The 16,524-nt window shown below is 73.1% G+C and carries 18 protein-coding genes; 10 read left to right on the top strand and 8 right to left on the bottom strand.

From position 1 onward, the window contains the following. Positions 1–6 precede the first annotated feature (6 nt). Complete coding sequence (locus ACTMTB_RS03280) at positions 7–831, bottom strand: response regulator transcription factor (protein WP_441142376.1); 825 nt, start codon at positions 829–831, stop codon at positions 7–9. Between the two features lie 254 nt (positions 832–1,085). Here ACTMTB_RS03280 and ACTMTB_RS03275 point away from each other — a divergent pair, with 254 nt between their 5' ends. Continuing rightward, on the top strand, positions 1,086–1,469 hold the full coding sequence (locus ACTMTB_RS03275) for a WhiB family transcriptional regulator (protein WP_441142375.1): 384 nt from the start codon (positions 1,086–1,088) through the stop codon (positions 1,467–1,469). A 274-nt stretch (positions 1,470–1,743) separates the two neighbouring features. Here the strand turns inward: ACTMTB_RS03275 and ACTMTB_RS03270 are convergent, their stop codons facing one another. The 3 genes from ACTMTB_RS03270 to groES all read right to left on the bottom strand — a co-directional run bounded on the left by ACTMTB_RS03270 (position 1,744) and on the right by groES (position 5,584). Beyond that, the gene (locus tag ACTMTB_RS03270) at positions 1,744–3,423 is read right to left on the bottom strand and encodes a molybdopterin-dependent oxidoreductase (RefSeq protein WP_441142374.1); all 1,680 of its coding nucleotides are present in this window, start codon (positions 3,421–3,423) and stop codon (positions 1,744–1,746) included. 129 nt (positions 3,424–3,552) lie between these two features. After that, positions 3,553–5,199 (bottom strand): chaperonin GroEL, encoded by a 1,647-nt coding sequence (gene groL / locus ACTMTB_RS03265; protein ID WP_350800240.1) that lies wholly within the window; start codon positions 5,197–5,199, stop codon positions 3,553–3,555. A gap of 70 nt (positions 5,200–5,269) precedes the next feature. Then, positions 5,270–5,584, bottom strand: a complete 315-nt coding sequence (groES, locus tag ACTMTB_RS03260; protein WP_088960325.1) for a co-chaperone GroES — start codon at positions 5,582–5,584, stop codon at positions 5,270–5,272. Positions 5,585–5,871: 287 nt separating this feature from the next. On the opposite strand from groES, the gene ACTMTB_RS03255 reads away from it, so the two are divergent. The 8 genes from ACTMTB_RS03255 (at position 5,872) to ACTMTB_RS03220 (ending at position 13,438) form a co-directional block, all read left to right on the top strand. Beyond that, positions 5,872–7,059, top strand: a complete 1,188-nt coding sequence (locus ACTMTB_RS03255) for a class I SAM-dependent methyltransferase (RefSeq protein WP_441142373.1) — start codon at positions 5,872–5,874, stop codon at positions 7,057–7,059. Between the two features lie 28 nt (positions 7,060–7,087). Next, positions 7,088–7,567 carry a Cys-tRNA(Pro) deacylase gene (gene ybaK / locus ACTMTB_RS03250; RefSeq protein ID WP_441142372.1) on the top strand — a complete coding sequence of 160 codons (480 nt, stop codon included), beginning with the start codon at positions 7,088–7,090 and terminating at the stop codon, positions 7,565–7,567. Positions 7,568–7,811: 244 nt separating this feature from the next. Then, a complete protein-coding gene (locus tag ACTMTB_RS03245; protein WP_441142371.1) occupies positions 7,812–8,909 on the top strand; it encodes a sugar ABC transporter substrate-binding protein in 1,098 nt (365 codons plus the stop codon). Between the two features lie 33 nt (positions 8,910–8,942). Further along, positions 8,943–9,767 (top strand): ATP-binding cassette domain-containing protein, encoded by an 825-nt coding sequence (locus tag ACTMTB_RS03240; RefSeq protein ID WP_441142370.1) that lies wholly within the window; start codon positions 8,943–8,945, stop codon positions 9,765–9,767. After that, positions 9,764–11,023, top strand: a complete 1,260-nt coding sequence (locus ACTMTB_RS03235) for a sugar ABC transporter permease (RefSeq protein ID WP_441142369.1) — start codon at positions 9,764–9,766, stop codon at positions 11,021–11,023. Before ACTMTB_RS03240 ends, ACTMTB_RS03235 begins: the two co-directional genes overlap by 4 nt. A 19-nt stretch (positions 11,024–11,042) precedes the next feature. Further along, complete coding sequence (locus ACTMTB_RS03230; protein WP_154941874.1) at positions 11,043–12,224, top strand: ROK family protein; 1,182 nt, start codon at positions 11,043–11,045, stop codon at positions 12,222–12,224. 44 nt (positions 12,225–12,268) lie between these two features. Next, entirely contained in the window at positions 12,269–12,565 is a 297-nt protein-coding gene (locus ACTMTB_RS03225; protein ID WP_441142368.1) for a DUF1707 SHOCT-like domain-containing protein, read from the top strand. A 135-nt stretch (positions 12,566–12,700) separates the two neighbouring features. Then, the gene (locus ACTMTB_RS03220) at positions 12,701–13,438 is read left to right on the top strand and encodes a DUF4142 domain-containing protein (protein WP_441142367.1); all 738 of its coding nucleotides are present in this window, start codon (positions 12,701–12,703) and stop codon (positions 13,436–13,438) included. A gap of 67 nt (positions 13,439–13,505) precedes the next feature. Here ACTMTB_RS03220 and ACTMTB_RS03215 read toward each other — a convergent pair whose 3' ends face one another. From ACTMTB_RS03215 to tsaB, 4 genes are read right to left on the bottom strand one after another with little or no spacing between them, the layout of a single operon-like run. Further along, on the bottom strand, positions 13,506–13,760 hold the full coding sequence (locus tag ACTMTB_RS03215) for a hypothetical protein (RefSeq protein WP_179805953.1): 255 nt from the start codon (positions 13,758–13,760) through the stop codon (positions 13,506–13,508). A gap of 23 nt (positions 13,761–13,783) precedes the next feature. Then, positions 13,784–14,830: a tRNA (adenosine(37)-N6)-threonylcarbamoyltransferase complex transferase subunit TsaD gene (tsaD, locus tag ACTMTB_RS03210; protein ID WP_441142366.1), complete on the bottom strand. Its 1,047-nt coding sequence runs from the start codon at positions 14,828–14,830 to the stop codon at positions 13,784–13,786. Then, on the bottom strand, positions 14,830–15,306 hold the full coding sequence (rimI, locus tag ACTMTB_RS03205; protein WP_441142365.1) for a ribosomal protein S18-alanine N-acetyltransferase: 477 nt from the start codon (positions 15,304–15,306) through the stop codon (positions 14,830–14,832). Before rimI ends, tsaD begins: the two co-directional genes overlap by 1 nt. Continuing rightward, the gene (gene tsaB, locus ACTMTB_RS03200) at positions 15,303–15,980 is read right to left on the bottom strand and encodes a tRNA (adenosine(37)-N6)-threonylcarbamoyltransferase complex dimerization subunit type 1 TsaB (protein WP_441142364.1); all 678 of its coding nucleotides are present in this window, start codon (positions 15,978–15,980) and stop codon (positions 15,303–15,305) included. Before tsaB ends, rimI begins: the two co-directional genes overlap by 4 nt. Positions 15,981–16,246: 266 nt before the next feature. On the opposite strand from tsaB, the gene ACTMTB_RS03195 reads away from it, so the two are divergent. Next, positions 16,247–16,519 carry a helix-turn-helix domain-containing protein gene (locus tag ACTMTB_RS03195; RefSeq protein WP_441142363.1) on the top strand — a complete coding sequence of 91 codons (273 nt, stop codon included), beginning with the start codon at positions 16,247–16,249 and terminating at the stop codon, positions 16,517–16,519. Positions 16,520–16,524 lie beyond the last annotated feature (5 nt).

The following is a 16,524-nucleotide window of genomic DNA, read 5'->3' as shown; positions in this document are numbered from 1 at the left end:
GCCGGCTCAGGCGACCAGGCCGGCGCGGAAACCGGCGGCCACCGCGTGCGCGCGGTCTCGGGCACCGAGCTTGCGGAACAGCCGTCGGGCGTGCGTCTTGACGGTGTCCTCCGAGACGAACAGCTCCCGCCCGATCTCGGCGTTGCTCTTCCCCTCGGCCATCCCGAGCAGCACCTGGAGCTCCCGCTCGGTCAGTCCGACGGCGCCGCGCCCGCTCCGCGCGCCGGGCGCGCCCCGCCGACCGGTGGGCGCGGGCACCTCCGGCTCGGCGGCGGCCTCCGGCTCTGCTTCGTCGTCGCCGCGCTGCACCGGTACCACCGACGGTCCCCCGGGCACCTCGGCCGGTCCGGCGGACCAGCCCGGGCCCGGCTTGCCCGGGGTAGGCCCGGCCGAGGGCCGGGGCGGCGCGCCGACCGCGGCGGTGTCCCGGGCCGGGTCGGTGACCCGGTTCCGGGTCGTCCGGCCGGGGGCCGAGAGCAGCAGCAGGGCCTTGGCCACCGCGCTGGTCAGGTCGTGGTCGGTGCCCTGGATCAGGCCCCGGGCCCCGGCGTTGATCGTCGCCGCGGCGGCCTCGGACTCCTCGGCGCCGAGCAGCAGCACGGCGGCCTGCGGCGCGCGGGCGAGCACCCGGCGGACGAAGCCGGCACTGTCGGGTCGGGTGAGCGCGGTGTCGGCGAGCACGACGTCGACGGGGCGCTCGGCCAGCCGCAGCATCACCTCGGGATCGGAGACGGCGGTCCGCACGACCGCGGCCAGGCCGAGCCGGGCCGCGGCCGAGGTCAACTGCTGCGCGGCGAGCGGTGTCCGGACGCAGACGAGAACGGTACGCACGGTGGTCTCCTCTCCGCAGAGAGCAGACCATGGCCGGCTGGGCCGGGGTGGAGGTTCCCGGCAATCCTCCGAACTTTTCCGACATCCAGGGCATATGCCGCGACTCGTCCGAGGTTTTCGATCACAGAAGTGTGAGTCGGGGAAAGGTCGGGTACCGAGACGCCAGGCCGGAAACGGTGCGCCTGCGCGGACCGCCGCCCGGACACCGGATGCGAACGAGACCTCCGCGGTGCCGCGCGGGAGGAGGGGTGCTGATGTCGAACGTACGTAGACTGCCCGGACCCATCGTCGACCTGTGGGACTGGCAGCGGCTCGGTGCCTGCCGGGGCCGCGACAGCGCGCAGTTCTTCCACCCCGACGGCGAGCGCGGCTCCTCACGGCTGCGCCGCGAGTCCGGCGCCAAGGCCGTCTGCCGGGCCTGCCCGGTCCGGGCCGAGTGCGCCGCCCACGCGCTGTCCGTCCGCGAGCCGTACGGCGTCTGGGGCGGCTTCAGCGAGTCCGAGCGGCTGCGGCTGCTCGCGCTGGGCTGGGAGGACCTGGCCGACCGCCGGCAGACCCGGGTCGACATCGGCCGGCTGGAGGCCCGCCTGGGCCGCCCCCACAAGTCCGCCGTGCCGGACCAGCGCAAGGTCGCCTGACCCGCCGAGAGACCCCGACCGACGCCGCGCTCCGCAATCGGAGCGCGGCGTCGGCGCATTCCGGTCCCGGCCTGGTCCCGGTTTGGGCGGCAGGTGGGTCGGAGACGCTACGGAGCTGATGACGTGAACGGATCAGCCACGCCTGCCACCGGGGCGACTCCGATTGCGGAGTGTCGCGGCGTCGCAGTCGTCGGACACCGCGACACACCGCAAACGGCGAACTCGCGTGGACGAACCGGGCGGGACCGGCTCACCTGGGGTGGCCTGGGCGGGGTCAGCGGACGGTGACCTTGACCGTGTGCCAGCCGGTGGCGCCGTCCGGCTCGACCGGCTGTTCCCGGCCGGTCTGCGTCTCGCCGGTGGCATCGGTCGCCCGCACCTGGAGGGCGTGCTCGCCCGGGGTGGCGTCCCAGCGCCAGGACCACTGCACCCAGGTGTCCACCGACACCGTCGGGGCGAGCGCCGCCTCCCGCCACGGGCCGCCGTCGACGCGTACCTCCACCCGGCTGATTCCACGGTGCTGGGCCCAGGCCACCCCGGCCACCATCACCGGGCCGGTGGTGAGCCGGTTGCGCGGGCGGGGCGTGTCGATTCGGGACTGCGTCTTGACCGGTCCCTGCGCCGACCAGCCCCGCGGCACCCAGTACGCGTCGAAGTCGGCGAAGCTGGTCAGCTCCAGCTCGGTCACCCACTTGCACGCCGAGACGTAGCCGTACAGGCCGGGCACCACCATGCGGACCGGGAAGCCGTGCTCGACCGGCAGCGGCTCGCCGTTCATCCCGACCGCCAGCAGGGCGTCCCGCCCGTCCCGCAACACCGCCGTCGGGGTGCCACAGGTCCAGCCGTCGACCGAACGGCCCACCACCTGGTCCGCGCCCTCCTCCGGGTCCGCCTCGTCCAGCAGCTCCTTGAGGGGTACGCCCAACCACCGGGCGTTGCCGATCAGGTCCCCGCCCACCTCGTTGGAGACGCAGGCCAGGGTCACGTACCGCTCCACCATCGGCCGGGCGAGCAGGTCGGCGAAGCTCAGCTCGATCGGGTTGCGGACCCGTCCGTGGATGCGCAGCCGCCAGGTCTCCGGGTCGACCTGCGGCACCACCAGGGCGGTGTCGATCCGGTAGAACCCGCTGGTCGGGGTGATGTAGGGGGCGAGCTGCGCCAGGGACAGATCGGCACCGGCCGGTACCGCGGGCGCCGCCGCCGACGGGGCGGGCAGCGTGACCGCCTCCCGGGCCGCCGACACGCCCCGGCGCCCGGCGAGCCAGTGCCCGCCCAGCCCGGCCACGGCGGCCGCGCCGGCCAGCACGCCCACCCCGCGCAGGAACCGGCGCCGCGACTCCGGGTCGCTGCTCTCCAACGGCTCCCACCCGACCGGCGGACGGCTCACCGGATCCGGGCCGGGTGCGGCCTCCACGCCGCCGGCCAGGCCGGGTGCGGCCTCCACGCCGGCGGCCGGTTCGGGCGCGACGGGCGTCGACGGGTCGAGCGGGGGTGTCGGCGGGGTCCAGGGCCACGGGTCGACCTCCAGCGGGCCGGCGAGGAAGGCCCAGAGCACCAACCCGCCCAGCCCCGCCCCGACCAGCGAGGGCAGCGCGTCAGCGGCGTCCGCGCCGGCCCGGGTGAGGGCGGCGGCCACGCCGAGACCGGCGAAGGCCGCGATGCCGGTCAGGCCGATCCACAGCCGGCGGACCGCCAGCAGCCCGAGCAGCGCGGCGAACGCGGCGAGCAGCAGCGCCGTCCCGACCAGCAGGGCGATCTTGTCGTACGTGCCGAACAGGGTGATGGCGAACTGCTTCAACGGCTCGGGTACGACGTCCACGACCAGCCCGCCGACCGCGATCAGCGGGGCGGACCGGGGGCCGGTGAGGACCGCGACCGGCTCGGCGACGCCGATGGCCACGGCGGCGGCCGTGATCCCGGCGAGCGCGGCGAGGCCGCGGGGCGTGGTGCTCATCGGACCAGTGTTGTCGATCAACCGGACCGACCGCCAACCACGTCAGCGTTCCGTAATGCCCGCCGCAGAACGCGTCAGGGCGCACCGTCTGGCGAAGACGGTGCGCCCTGAGTCGGCGTACGCCGTGGGTCAGAAACCCGGGCCGTGCTGGTGGCCGTGACCGTGGCCGTGGCCGTGCCCACCGGCGGCGGCCGGCTCGGCCTTCTCCGGCTTCTCCACCACGAGGCTCTCGGTGGTGAGCAGCAGGCCGGCGATCGAGGCGGCGTTGGTGACCGCGTTGCGGGTCACCTTCACCGGGTCGATGATGCCGGACTTCACCAGATCGACGTACTGGCCGGTGGCGGCGTCGAGGCCGTTGCCCCACTCCTTGCCGGCGACCTTCTGCACCACCACGTAGCCGTCGTGGCCGGCGTTCTGGGCGATCCAGCGCAGCGGCTCGACCAGCGCCTTGCGGACGATCGAGACGCCGGTCTTCTCGTCACCGGTCAGGCCCAGGTCGTCGGCGAGCACCGGCAGGATCTGCGCCAGGGCGGCACCACCACCGGGCACCGTGCCCTCCTCGACGGCGGCCTTGGTCGCGGCGATGGCGTCCTCGATGCGGTGCTTGCGCTCCTTCATCTCGACCTCGGTCGCCGCGCCCACCTTGATGACCGCGATGCCACCGGAGAGCTTCGCCAGCCGCTCGGCCAGCTTCTCCCGGTCCCACTCGGAGTCCGAGGCCTCGATCTCCTTGCGGATCTGCGCGACCCGGTCGGCCACCTCGGAGGACTGGCCGCCACCGTCGACGACGGTGGTGTTCTCCTTGTCGACCACGACGCGCCGGGCGGTGCCGAGCACCTCCAGGCCGACCTGGTCGAGCTTGTAGCCCAGCTCCGGGGCGACCAGCTCGGCGCCGGTCAGGATCGCCATGTCCTGGAGCATCGCCTTGCGGCGGTCGCCGAAGCCGGGGGCCTTCACCGCGCAGACCTTGAGGGTCTTGCGGATCGAGTTGACCACCAGGGTCGACAGCGCCTGGCCCTCGACGTCCTCGGCGATGATCAGCAGCGGCTTGCTGTTCTGGAGGACCTTCTCCAGCAGCGGCAGCAGCTCCTCGATCGCCGAGATCTTCTGCGTGGTGATCAGGATGTACGGGTCCTCCAGGACCGACTCCTGCGACTCCACGTCGGTGACGAAGTTCGGCGAGATGAAGCCCTTGTCGAACTGCAGACCCTCGGTCACCTCCAGCTCGGTGGTGAGCGCGGAGCCCTCCTCGACGGTGATGACACCGTCGCGGCCGACCTTCTCCATCGCCTCGGCGATCAGCTCGCCGATGGTGGCGTCCTGCGCGGAGATGGTCGCGACGTTCGCGACCGCCTCCTTGCTGGAGACCTCGACGGCCCGGTCGAGCAGCGCCTCGGAGACCTTGGCCGCCGCCGCGTCGATGCCCCGCTTGAGACCGGACGGGTTGGCCCCGGCGGTCACGTTGCGCAGGCCCTCGCGGACCATGGCCTGGGCCAGCACGGTCGCGGTGGTGGTCCCGTCGCCGGCGACGTCGTTGGTCTTGGTCGCCACCTCCTTGACCAGCTGCGCGCCGAGGTTCTCGTAGGGGTTGGTGAGCTCGATCTCCTTGGCGATGGTCACGCCATCGTTGGTGATCGTGGGCGCACCGAATTTCTTGTCCAGGACGACGTTGCGCCCGCGCGGGCCGAGGGTGACCTTGACCGTGTCCGCGAGGGCGTTGACACCGTGCTCGAGCAGGTGCCGGGCGTCGTCCGAGAAGCTCAGGATCTTCGCCATGAATGTCCCTTCGAAGCGCCGTTGCCCCGGCCCGGCGAGCCGGACCGGGGCAACGACACTGATCGGTTGCTTACTTCTCGATGACCGCGAGGACGTCGCGGGCGGAGAGCACCAGGTACTCCTCGCCGGCGTACTTGACCTCGGTGCCGCCGTACTTCGAGTAGATGACGGTGTCGCCGACGTTCACGTCAACCGGGATCCGGTTGCCCTTGTCGTCGATGCGGCCCGGGCCGACAGCGAGGACGGTGCCCTCCTGCGGCTTCTCCTTGGCGGTGTCGGGGATCACGATGCCCGACGCCGTGGTGGTCTCAGCCTCGTTCGCCTGGACCAGGATCCGGTCCTCGAGCGGCTTGATCGCAACCTTGGTCGCGGTAGTCACGGGCATACCCTCCTGGGGTACTGGTTTCGTTGCCGGTCGACCGGGGCCGACCAGCGTCAATCTGCCACATGCCACCGGGCGGGGCCGTCGTCGCGGGTGCCGGTCCGCCTGGCGTTCAGCGCCCGCGCCGGATGGCCCGGGAGCTGGCACCCTCGGGGTGAGAGTGCTAATCGCAGGTTATTCCTCGGCTAGCACTCCGTCAAGGAGAGTGCCAGCGCGTCGCGCCCGAACGGCCGCGATCGACGCGGCAGGGGCCGGTCGGACGGCGCGAGGCGGGTCGGGAGAATGGGCGGGTGGACATCGACCAGCTCGCCGCGCTGCGTACCCCCGAGGGGTCGGCCGCGCTCGCCGCGGCGGCCGAGCTGGCCGGCGGTGACCCGCTGGCCTCGGCCGCCGCGCTGCGCGCCGCCGGGCTGCCGGCCGGACTGGCCGCCGCCGCGCTGACCCAGGCCGAGCTGCGCCGCCGGGCGGTGGCCAAGTTCGGACCCGAGGCCGCTGGAATGTTTTTCACCCGGGCCGGGCTGGAGCAGGCCACCCGCCGGCCGGTCGCGGACCGGCGCGCCGCGCGGCTGCGCGCCGCCGGCGTGCGCACCCTCGCCGACCTCGGGTGCGGCCTCGGCGCCGACTCGCTCGCCGCCGCCCGCGCCGGCATCCGGGTGTACGGGGTGGAGGCCGACCCGGTGACCGCCGCGATGGCCGCCGCGAACGCCGAGTCGGCCGGGCTGGCCGAGGAGTTCACCGTGGAGTGCGGCGACGCCACGGCGTTCGACGTGACCCGGGTGGACGGGGTGTTCTGCGACCCGGCACGACGCCGGGCGGGCACCGGCCGGCGGATCTTCGACCCGAACGCCTACTCGCCACCCTGGGACTTCGTCATCCGGCTGGCCGAGCGCGTGCCGTACACGGTGGTGAAGGTGGCCCCCGGCATCGACCACGCGCTGATCCCGGCGGGCGCCGAGGCGGAGTGGGTGAGCGCGGACGGCGACCTGGTCGAGGCGGCGCTCTGGTGCGGCCGGCTGGCCGAGGTGCCCCGCCGGGCCACCGTGCTGCGCGGCGACGTCGCGCACCGGCTCACCGGCTCGGGCGCGGCGGAGGCGTCCGTCGGCCCCACCCGCCGCTTCCTGTACGACCCGGACCCGGCCGTGGTCCGCGCGCACCTGGTCGCCGAGCTGGCCGACACCCTCGGCGCGACGATCGCCGACCCGAGCATCGCCTACCTGTACGCGGACACCCCGACCGCGACCCCGTTCGCCCGCTGCCTGGAGATCACCGACGTGCTGCCGTTCTCGCTCAAGCGGCTGCGCGCGCTGCTGCGGGAGCGCCGGGTCGGCCGGGTGGAGATCCTCAAGCGCGGCTCGGCGCTGGAGCCGGAGAAGCTGCGCCGGGACCTGAGGCTGGCCGGCGACGCGCCGGCCAGCCTGGTGCTCACCCGGGTCGCGGGGGCGCCGACCGTGCTGGTCTGTCGGCCCGTCGCGAGCTGACGTCCGGCGTCCGGTTAGCGTGACCGGCATGGCGGGACAGGGCACTCCGGCGACGGCGCTGCTGGCGAAGCGGAAGATCCGGCACAGCACCCACCCGTACGACGTCTCCCCCGACGCGCCGAACTACGGCGCGCTGGTCGCCGAGGCGCTCGGGGTGCCGCCGGAGCGGGTGTTCAAGTCGCTGGTCACCGAGGTGGACGGGGGGCTGACGGTGGCCGTCGTCCCGGTCACCGGCGAACTGGACCTCAAGGCGCTGGCCGCGGCCGTCGGCGGCAAGCGGGCGACGATGGCCGACCGGGCGGCCGCCGAGCGGGCCACCGGTTACGTCCGGGGCGGGATCAGCCCGCTCGGCCAGCGCAGGCGGCTGCCCACGGTGCTGGACTCCTCTGCGCTGGCGTACGACACCATCTACGTCTCGGCCGGCCGTCGCGGCCTCCAGCTCCAACTGGCCCCGGCCGATCTGGTCGCGCTGACCGACGCCACCATCGCCGCCCTCGCCGCCCACTGATCAGTTCCGGCCGCCGGAAAAGGAAACGGCACCGGTGTGGAAACGATTCTCCACGCCGAAACTGGTCGAGCGGCAGAGCGGATCGGACCTGCGGAGATCGCGCCTTTTCCCGCGTTACGGGATCGTTACGGCGGTCCGCCAAACTCGTGAGCTCGGCAGCCTTGCGCCGCCGACACGGGTGGCAATACGTTGCCGCTCACAACAAACCAGCCTGCCACCACCCACCCCGAAAGGACCCGTGCAGATGCGCAAGGGCCTCCTCGCACTCACCGTCGTCGGCCTGCTGGCCGCCAACGGCGTGGCCGGTTGCGGCGACCAGCTAACCAGCGGCAGCGCGGCCGATGGCGCCAGGAAACCGAAGATCGGCGTGATCCTGCCCGACAGCAAGTCCTCCGCCCGGTGGGAGGGCGCGGACCGCAGGTTCCTCGAGGAGGCGTTCGACGCCGCCGGAATCGACTCCGACATCCAGAATGCGCAGGGTGACAAGAGCCAGTTCTCGAACATCGCGGAGCAGATGATCACCAATGGGGCAACGGTCCTGATGATCGTCAATCTCGATTCCGGCACCGGCAAGGCGGTGCTGGAGAAGGCGCGGTCGCAGGGCATCGCCACCATCGACTACGACCGGCTCACCCTCGGCGGCTCGGCGCAGTACTACGTCAGCTTCGACAACGAGGCGGTGGGCAAGCTCCAGGGCCAGGGCCTGGCCAGGTGCCTGACCGAGAAGGGCGCCCGGAAGCCGGTCGTCGCCTTCCTCAACGGTTCACCCACGGACAACAACGCCACCCTGTTCAAGAGCGGCTACGACGCGGTCCTCAAGCCGAAGTTCGACGCCGAGGAGTTCCGCAAGGGCCCGGACCAGTGGGTGCCCGACTGGAACAACGCCCAGGCCGGCGTCATCTTCGAGCAGATGCTCACCCAGACCGAGGGCCGGATCGACGGCGTCCTCGCGGCCAACGACGGCCTGGGCAACGCGGCCATCTCGGTGCTGAAGAAGAACAAGCTCAACGGCAGGATCCCGGTGACCGGCCAGGACGCCACCACCCAGGGACTGCGCAACATCCTCGCCGGCGACCAGTGCATGACCGTCTACAAGGCGATCAAGGACGAGGCGAAGGCCGCTGCCGACCTGGCCATCGCGCTGGCCAACGGGGAGCGGAAGGAGACCGGCCAGACGGTCCGGGATCCGGAGAGCGGCCGCGCCGTCGACGCCATCCTGCTCACCCCCAAGGCCATCTACGCCGACGACGTCGCCGAGGTGATCGCCGACGGCTTCGTCACCAAGGACGAGGTCTGCTCCGGGGAATACGCCAAGCTCTGCGCCGCCGCCGGCGTCAACTGACGGCACCCCTGCCGACGCGCAAAGGAGAACCCCGTGTCCGCGACCCCCCTGCTGGAACTGCGCGGGATCGACAAGAGCTTCGGTCCCGTGCAGGTCCTGCGTGACGTCGCTCTCTCCGTTCACCCGGGCGAGGTGACCGCGCTGGTCGGCGACAACGGCGCCGGAAAGTCCACCCTGGTCAAGTGCATCAGCGGGATCCACCCGACCGACTCCGGCGAGTTCCTCTTCGAGGGCCGCCCGGTCACCGTCAGCAGCCCCCGCGACGCCGCCGCGCTGGGCATCGACGTCGTCTACCAGGACCTCGCGCTCTGCGACAACCTCGACATCGTGCAGAACATGTTCCTCGGGCGGGAGAAGCGCCGCGGGATCGTGCTCGACGAACCCACCATGGAGCAGATGGCCGCCGAGACGCTCGCCGGGCTGGGCGTGCGGAACGTCAAGTCGCTGCGCCAGCACATCTCCAGCCTCTCCGGCGGCCAGCGACAGACGGTCGCGATCGCCAAGGCCGTGCTCTGGAACAGCCGGCTGGTCATCCTCGACGAGCCGACCGCCGCGCTCGGCCTCGCGCAGACCGCGCAGGTCCTGGAGATAGTCCGCCGACTGGCGGACAACGGCCTGGCCGTGGTGCTCATCTCGCACAACATGAACGACGTCTTCGCCATCTCCGACCGGATCGCCGCGCTCTACCTCGGCCAGATGGTCGCCCAGGTGAGGACCACCGACATCACCCACTCGCAGGTCGTCGAGCTGATCACCACCGGCCGCTCCCGCCACCTCGGCCTGGGCGCCGGGCCGGACGCCGGCGGCACGCGCGACGGCAGCGAGCCAGCCCACCTGACCCCGGGAGCAGTCCGATGACCACCACCCTCCTGCCGCGGGACGGGCTCGGGGCCGGCACCCCGGCGCCGACCGTCGGCGACCACGTCCGCGACTACCTCGCCCGGGTACGCGGGGGCGACCTCGGCTCGCTGCCGGCCGTCATCGGCCTCACCGTGCTCTGCCTGGCCTTCGCGACCGTCCGGCCGGTCTTCTTCTCGGCGGCCAACTTCGCCAACCTGTTCACCCAGGGCGCCGCGGTCACCGTGATCGCGATGGGCCTGATCTTCGTGCTGCTGCTCGGCGAGATCGACCTCTCCGCCGGCTTCGCCAGCGGCGTCTGCGCCACCGTGCTGGCCAACGTGCTCAGCGTGCTCGGCTACCCCTGGTACGTCGCGGTCCTCGCGGCCATCGGCACCGGTGTCCTCATCGGCCTGACCATCGGCTTCCTGGTGGCCAAGGTCGGCATCCCGTCCTTCCTGGTCAGCCTGGCCGGCTTCCTCGCCTTCCAGGGCATCGTGCTGCTCCTGATGAAGGAGGGCACCAACATCTCGATCGATGACCAGGTGATCATCGCGATCGAGAACAACTACGTGCCGCCGGCGATCGGGTGGCTGCTGGCCGGCGTCGCCGTCGCCGGGTACGGCGCCGTGCAGTTCCTGCGCCACCGCAACCGGGCCACCCGGGGCCTGGTCACCGAGCCGGTCGCCGTGGTGGCCGCCCGGGTCGCCGGGCTGGCCCTCCTGCTCGGCTGCGCCGTCCACGTCCTCAACCAGGAACGCAGCATCAACACGGCGATCAGCTCCACCAGGGGGATGCCCGTGGTCGTACCGCTGATCGGGGCCCTGCTGGTCTTCTGGAGCTTCGTGCTCAACCGCACGGCGTACGGCCGGCACCTGTACGCGGTGGGCGGCAACCCGGAGGCCGCCCGGCGGGCCGGGATCAACGTGGACCGACTGAAGATCTCCGCCTTCGTCATCTGCTCCAGCATGGCGGCCGTCGGCGGCATCATCGCGGCCAGCAAGGACCGCTCGGTCGACCCGAACACCGGTGGCAGCAACGTCCTGCTCTACGCGGTCGGCGCGGCGGTCATCGGCGGCACCAGCCTCTTCGGCGGCAAGGGGCGGATGATCCACGCGGTACTCGGCGGCGCGGTGGTGGCTGTCATCATCAATGGGATGGGCCTGCTGGACCTCAGCTCCGGCCTCAAGTACACCTCGACCGGACTGGTGCTGCTGCTGGCCGCGGGCGTCGACGCGCTGTCGCGCCGCCGTTCCGTCGCCACCGGCACGCGCTGACCACGGAGTACCAGGAACGATGCGGGTAGGACCGAGCCAGGACGAGATCCGGCGGCAGAACCTCGGGGCTCTGCTGCGGCACGTGCACGTCCACGGCGCGACCTCCCGCGCGGAACTGACCACCACCCTCGGGCTCAACCGCAGCACCATCGGCGCACTCACCGCCGACCTGGCCGGCGCCGGGCTGGTCAGCGAGGGGACGCCGAAGGAGACCGGTCGCGCCGGCCGGCCGTCGCTGGTCGTCCGGCCCGAGTCGGCCCGGGTCTACGCGTACGCGTACAGCATCGAGGTGGACCGGCTGCGGGCCGCGCGGGTCGGTCTCGGCGGTGAGGTGCTCGACCGCCGGGACCTGGACCGGCCGCGCGGCCTGGACGCCGGGGAGACCGCGCCGCTGCTGGCCGGCGCGCTCAAGGAGATGCACCAGCACGTGGCGCCCGGCTCGCTCTGCGTCGGCGCCGGGGTGGCGGTGTGCGGGATGGTCCGCCGCGACGACGGGCTGGTCCGGCTCGGCCCGGCCACCGGCTGGGTGGACGAGCCGATCGGCACGGTGCTCGCCACCGAGCTGGGCATCGACGTACCCGTCACGGTGGGCAACGTGGCGGACATGGCCGCCTTCGCCGAGCACGCCCGGGGCGTCGCCGCCGGCTGCGACAACGTCATCTACCTGTACGGCGACGTCGGCGTCGGCGCCGGCATCATCGCCGGCGGCCGGCGGCTCACCGGCCACGGCGGGTACGGCGGCGAGGTCGGACACATGGTGGTGGTCCGCGACGGCGCCCCCTGCGAGTGCGGCTCCCGGGGCTGCTGGGAGACCGAGATCGGCGAGCACGGGCTGCTCCGCGCCGCCGGTCGTTCGGACGCCCGCGGCCGCGACGCGCTGCTGGCCGTCTTCGACGCCGCCGACCGGGGCGACGCCCGGGCCCAGACGGCGGTACGTCGAGCCGGCGACTGGCTCGGCTTCGGGGTGGCGAACCTGGTCAACATCTTCAACCCGGAGATGGTCATCTTCGGCGGCACCATGCGCGACCTCTACCTGGCCGCCGCCGCCCAGGTCCGCAGCCGGCTCAACTCGATGGGGCTGCCCGCCTGCCTGGAGCACGTCCGGCTGCGCACTCCCAAGCTCGGCGCGGACGCGGCGCTGATCGGCGCGGCGGAGCTGGCCTTCGAACGGCTTCTCGCCGACCCGCTCGACGCCGGCTGACCGGCGGCTCCCGCCGACGCCCCGGCCTGCGTACCCTGTCGCACGTGGACGTCCAGCTGCGCGCCTCCGACGACGACCGGCACCGGGTGGTCGCCGAGCTGCAACGGCACACCGGCGCCGGGCGGCTCACCCTGGACGAGTTCTCCGATCGCGTGGCCGCGGTCTGGACGGCGCGCACCCTGGGCGAGCTGGCCGACCTGACCCGCGACCTGCCCACGGCAATCGCGCCGGCCGCCGCGGGCGACGCCACCGGGCACGGCCGGCGCGAACTGCTGGTGCTCTTCGCGGTCGCCGCGGCCACCCTGCTGCTGCTCGGGATCTTCATGGCGCTGTCCCGCTGACCGGCATCCCGGGCTGACTTGTCGCTCAGCATCGGTGAACTGATCGGGTCGGTGGTCCGTACCAGTGGACGGACGGGCAGCCGGGTGCGCTGCCCGGCGTGACACGTACGGCCCGGACCGAGGAGGCACCGCAGGATGGCACCGCTGGAATCCGCACGTCGTCGGCCAGGGCACCGGACCCACCGGGTGGCGGTGCTGCTCATCGCGCTGGTGGCAGGGCTCGGCGTCCTGCCCGGCGTGGCCGTGGCCGCACCGGGCAACCAGATCAACGCCGCCGACATGACGCTGCTCAACGGGGTACGGCTGGCCGGGCTCTGGGAGATGCCGGCCGGGCAGATGGCCGCCGAGAAGGGGGTGTCCCCCCGGGTGCGGGAGATCGGGGCCGAGATCGCCCGCCAGCACGGGGTGCTCGACCAGTTGGTCGTCAACGCCGCCAACAAGCTTGGCACCACCCTGCCGACGGATCCCACCGCCGAGCAGAAGGGGTGGCTGACCGAGATGCAGGAGGCGAACGGCAACCAGTTCGACCAGATCTTCGTCACCCGGCTCCGGGTGGCGCACGGCAAGATCTTCCCGGTGATCGGCGCGGTCCGGGCCAGCACCCGGGACGCCACCGTCCGCAAGCTCGCCGACGAGGCCAACAAGTTCGTCACCGACCACATGGCGATGCTGGAGAGCACCGGGCTGGTCCGCTGGCAGCAGATGCCGCCGGCCGCGCTGCCGCCCGCTCAGAGCGACTCGCTGATCGCCGCCGCCAAGGCCGGCGCCCCCGCCCCGTCGGTCGGGGTCAGCACCACCATCGTCTGGGCGGTCTTCCTGCTCGCCCTCGGCGTCGGGGGCTTCTCCACCTGGCGCATCCTGCGCCGCAGCTGACCGGCGGAGCGCCGACGGCGGCCGGGGACGGGGCATGCCCGTCCGGACCGGCGGCCGTCGGCGTCCGTCAGCGGTCGACCTGGGTGAAGTCCCAGGAGTGCGGGGGCCGGGCGACCAGCATGGCCGGCGGCTCGGGCAGCGGCCGGGGGCTGCTCCGCCACTTGGAGACGACCACCACCCGGTGATCGGTGGAGGAGAAGACCTCGCTGGACAGGTGCAGCGGGTCGTGTTCCAGCTCCGGCAGGGCGGTGTCGCAGACCCAGGTGATCAGGTCGGCGAAGCCGTACGGCTCCGCGCGCGCCTCCCACATCCGCACGATCACGTCGGCGCTCCCCTTCCGTGCCGTCACACGCTGACCGTGGTCAACGGCAGGGCCGAGTCGGCCGGCAGGTCCAGCCGGCTCGGCGTCACCCCCGCCGCGACCAGGTGCGAACCGAGCGCCGCGACCATGGCGCCGTTGTCGGTGCAGAGCTTCGGCCGGGGTACGCGGACCCGGATGCCGTGCTTCGCCGCGCGGTGCTCGGCCATCGCCCGCAGCCGCGAGTTGGCGGCCACTCCCCCGCCGATCACCAGCGTCTCGATCCCGTTGGCCCGGCAGGCGTCGAGCGCCTTGGCGGTCAGCACGTCACAGACCGCCTCCTGGAAGGAGGCCGCCACGTCGGCCACCGGCACCGGCTCACCGGCCCGCTGGCGCGCCTCGACCCAGCGGGCGACGGCGGTCTTCAGGCCGGAGAAGGAGAAGTTGTACCGGTGGGCGGCGAGGTCCTTGGCGGCGGTGAGACCGCGCGGGAACCCGATCGCCGCCGGGTCGCCGGCCCGGGCCTCCCGGTCGATGTACGGTCCGCCGGGGAAGGGCAGTCCGAGCAGGCGGGCGACCTTGTCGAAGGCCTCCCCCGCCGCGTCGTCGATGGTCGCGCCGAGCGGGGTGACCCCACGGGCGAGGTCGTCGACGAGCAGCAGGGAGGAGTGCCCGCCGGAGACCAGCATGGCGACCGCCGGCTCGGGCAGCGGGCCGTGTTCCAGGGTGTCCACGGCGACGTGCGCGGCGAGGTGGTTCACCCCGTACACCGGCTTCTCGGCGGCCAGCGCGTAGCCCTTGGCGGCGGCCACGCCGACCAGCAGCGCGCCGGCCAGCCCCGGGCCGGAGGTGACCGCGATCGCGTCGATGTCGGCGAGCGTCACGCCCGCCTCCCTCAGCGCCCGGTCCATGGTGGGCACGATCGCCTCCAGGTGCGCGCGGCTGGCCACCTCGGGCACCACGCCGCCGAACCGGGCGTGCTGCTCGACGCTGGAGGCGATCGCGTCGGCGAGCAGGGTGTGCCCGCGCACGATGCCGACACCGGTCTCGTCGCAGGAGGTCTCGATCCCCAGGACCAAAGGCTCGTCAGCCATCAGTCGTCCGTCCCGTCCTCGGTCGGGGCCGCGACGCGCCGCATGACCAGCGCGTCGGTGTTGCTCGGTTGGTAGTACCCGCGGCGGACGCCGATGGGCTCGAAGCCGTACGTGGCGTAGAGCTTCTGGGCGGGGGCGTTGTCCGCCGCCACCTCCAGCAGGACGGTGCGGACGTCGCGCCGGGCCGCCTCGGCGAGCAGTTCCTCCAGCAGCAGCCGGCCGACGCCGCGCCGCTGGGCGTCCCGCCGGACGGCGATGTTCTGCACCCAGGCCTCGTCCGGCTGGACGGTCAGCCCCGCGTACCCGAGCACGGTGCCGTCGACGTCGGTGGCGACCCGGTACCAGTGGCCGCTGGCCAGTTCGTTCCAGAACATCGCCGGGGACCACTGCTCGGCGCCGAAGAGGTCCGCCTCGATCGGCAGCACCTCGTCGACGTGCCACCAACGGAACCGGGTCAGTCGTACCGGCGCGCTCACGGCAGGACCGACTTGCGGGCGGTCGCCGCCACCGCGTCCGGCCGGCGCAGGTACAGCGGGGTGAGCGTCTCCGTCGGCGCGCCGGCCCGGATCCGCTCGGCGGCCAGCGCGGCCAGTGCGGTGGCGTCGGGGTAACGCGGCTCGACCCGCAGCGGCAGGTCGAGCACGTCGGCGTACCGGTGGGCGCCGTCGCCCACCGCGGCGGTGACGGCGAGGCCCCGGGCCCGTTCGGCGGCGACCGCGGGGGTGTCGACGTTCGGCCCGGCGATTCGCTGGCCGGCGCCGTCGTAGACGGCCCAGTAGACCTCCCGGCGGCGGGCGTCGCTGGCCGCCAGGACCGGTTCGCCGAGCGCCGCCGGGTAACCGATGGCGTCCAGCGAGCAGACGCCGTACGTGGGGACGCCGAGCACCTGGCCCATCGTGGCGGCGGTGACCAGACCGACCCGCAGCCCGGTGAACGGGCCGGGACCGAGGCCGGCGACGATCGCGGCCAGGTCGCGCGGCCGCGCCTCCGCGTCGGCGAGCACCGCGTCCACCTGCGGCGCGAGCAGTTCGCCGTGGGCCCGCGCGTCAATCGTGCAGCGGTGCGCCCGCGGCACGACCCCGTCCGCCGAGACCTCCACCAGCGCCGCGGTCACCGCGGGGGTCGAGGAGTCCACCACCAGTACGAGCACGGTATGCCAGCCTAGTCGCCCTACCGGTCATCCCCGGTCACACCCCGTCGGCCCGGGCGCCGCGGGGCGGTCCTCCGGGCGCGAGCGACCGGTCAACCGCCCACGGCCGCCACGAGTGCCGCGTGGTGGACCGGTTGACCACTGGAACGGCCGCCGTCACCGACGGTAACGTCAGCCCCCCACACCCCGCAGTGAGCGATATGCCTGTGAGGCATAAATATGACTGACAGGCATATCGCTCACTGCCGTTAGGCCATCATCCGTGGATGCCTGAGAGTAGTCGCCTCGCCACCCAGATCGCCGCCATCCTGCGTCGGGAACGGGGCGCGCGGTCGCTGACGCAGCAGGAGCTGGCTGACCTGGCCGGGGTGAGCCAGGGGGCGGTGGCGCGCGTCGAACGGGGTGAGCGGGTACCCAGCGTCCCGCTGATCGAGCGACTCCTCGCCGCGTTCGATCTCCAGCTCGCCGTCGCGGTCGAGCCACTGGACTGCCACCTCGACGCCCGGATGGACGCCCTGGCCGCCCGGCCACTCGCCTAGCGGGT

This window comes from Micromonospora sp. L32, assembly GCF_052068055.1.
GTDB classification, from domain to species: domain Bacteria; phylum Actinomycetota; class Actinomycetes; order Mycobacteriales; family Micromonosporaceae; genus Micromonospora; species Micromonospora purpureochromogenes.
The sequence above is the reverse complement of the archived record's forward strand: the minus strand, read 5'-3'. Positions and strand labels throughout refer to the sequence as shown.

Coding starts and splice junctions, on each gene's coding strand:
- ybaK (WP_441142372.1), top strand. CDS start 7,088: ATGGCGGGACAGGGCACTCCGGCGACGGCGCTGCTGGCGAAGCGGAAG.
- groL (WP_350800240.1), bottom strand. CDS start 5,199: ATGGCGAAGATCCTGAGCTTCTCGGACGACGCCCGGCACCTGCTCGAG.
- ACTMTB_RS03220 (WP_441142367.1), top strand. CDS start 12,701: ATGGCACCGCTGGAATCCGCACGTCGTCGGCCAGGGCACCGGACCCAC.
- ACTMTB_RS03270 (WP_441142374.1), bottom strand. CDS start 3,423: ATGAGCACCACGCCCCGCGGCCTCGCCGCGCTCGCCGGGATCACGGCC.
- groES (WP_088960325.1), bottom strand. CDS start 5,584: ATGCCCGTGACTACCGCGACCAAGGTTGCGATCAAGCCGCTCGAGGAC.
- ACTMTB_RS03230 (WP_154941874.1), top strand. CDS start 11,043: ATGCGGGTAGGACCGAGCCAGGACGAGATCCGGCGGCAGAACCTCGGG.
- ACTMTB_RS03275 (WP_441142375.1), top strand. CDS start 1,086: ATGTCGAACGTACGTAGACTGCCCGGACCCATCGTCGACCTGTGGGAC.
- tsaD (WP_441142366.1), bottom strand. CDS start 14,830: ATGGCTGACGAGCCTTTGGTCCTGGGGATCGAGACCTCCTGCGACGAG.
- ACTMTB_RS03195 (WP_441142363.1), top strand. CDS start 16,247: ATGCCTGAGAGTAGTCGCCTCGCCACCCAGATCGCCGCCATCCTGCGT.
- ACTMTB_RS03235 (WP_441142369.1), top strand. CDS start 9,764: ATGACCACCACCCTCCTGCCGCGGGACGGGCTCGGGGCCGGCACCCCG.
- ACTMTB_RS03245 (WP_441142371.1), top strand. CDS start 7,812: ATGCGCAAGGGCCTCCTCGCACTCACCGTCGTCGGCCTGCTGGCCGCC.